The organism is Pseudomonas sp. FIP_A4 (genome assembly GCF_036701605.1).
Classification (GTDB): Bacteria; Pseudomonadota; Gammaproteobacteria; order Pseudomonadales; family Pseudomonadaceae; genus Stutzerimonas; species Stutzerimonas phenolilytica.
Genome location: NZ_JAYDXP010000097.1, coordinates 1 through 615, shown reverse-complemented (window position 1 = coordinate 615; position 615 = coordinate 1). Strand labels below are relative to the sequence as shown.

Here is a 615-nt window from a genome sequence, read left to right as displayed (position 1 = left end):
ACCTGCACCACCAAGGTCAGGCTGTCCTGTATCAGGGCCGACTCGTCGACCGTGGGCCACTGCGCATCGATGATCGCGTGAAGCTGCCGCCGGCCTTGAGGGTCAGTTCGATGCCGGCTTCTATGACCATCTTCTGCCCGGCTTTGAGGTGGATCTCGCGGCCGGCCTTGGTCAGCTGCCCGCGCGCTGGAAGAGCACGTGCGCGAGTACGACGTCGACATCATGAACCTGCAGCGCGCCAGCCAGCTGATCCCGGCCGGCGACGATGCTTCGGATGCGATGGAGGTCATCAAGAAGAGCTTTACGCCCGAGTTCCGCAACCGTCTGGATACCATCATCCAGTTCGATGCGCAAACGGTCGAAGTCGATGTTCTGGCCGATGAAAACCAACTCCTGGCGGCCGGGATCAGCTGGCTGGCGCGCTGCAGGTTCATGATGTCGACGTCATACTCGCGCACGTGCTCTTCCAGCGCGCGGGCCAGTTTCGGGCCTTCGGTTTCCTTCACCGAGATGAAGTTCTCGATGGCCAAGGATGCCTTCGACGTGCTGGTGGTCGGCGGTGGCCCGGCTGGCGCCGCAGCGGCCATTTACGCGGCGCGCAAGGGCATCCGCACC

At 63.4% G+C, this 615-nt stretch carries 4 pseudogenes; 2 read left to right on the top strand and 2 right to left on the bottom strand.

Features of this window, described 5'->3' with window-relative positions:
• Window positions 1-73: 73 nt before the first annotated feature.
• Window positions 74-184: pseudogene (locus tag U8L64_RS01460) on the bottom strand (hypothetical protein); the annotation flags it as partial.
• Between U8L64_RS01460 and U8L64_RS01455 the strand changes: the two are divergent.
• Window positions 178-262 (top strand): annotated as a pseudogene (locus tag U8L64_RS01455) (hypothetical protein); the annotation flags it as partial. The pseudogenes U8L64_RS01460 and U8L64_RS01455 overlap by 7 nt on opposite strands.
• Window positions 263-398: 136 nt before the next feature.
• Here U8L64_RS01455 and U8L64_RS01450 read toward each other — a convergent pair.
• Window positions 399-533 (bottom strand): annotated as a pseudogene (locus U8L64_RS01450) (hypothetical protein); the annotation flags it as partial.
• Here U8L64_RS01450 and U8L64_RS01445 point away from each other — a divergent pair.
• Window positions 526-615: pseudogene (locus U8L64_RS01445) on the top strand (FAD-dependent oxidoreductase); the annotation flags it as partial. The pseudogenes U8L64_RS01450 and U8L64_RS01445 sit on opposite strands and share 8 nt — an antisense overlap.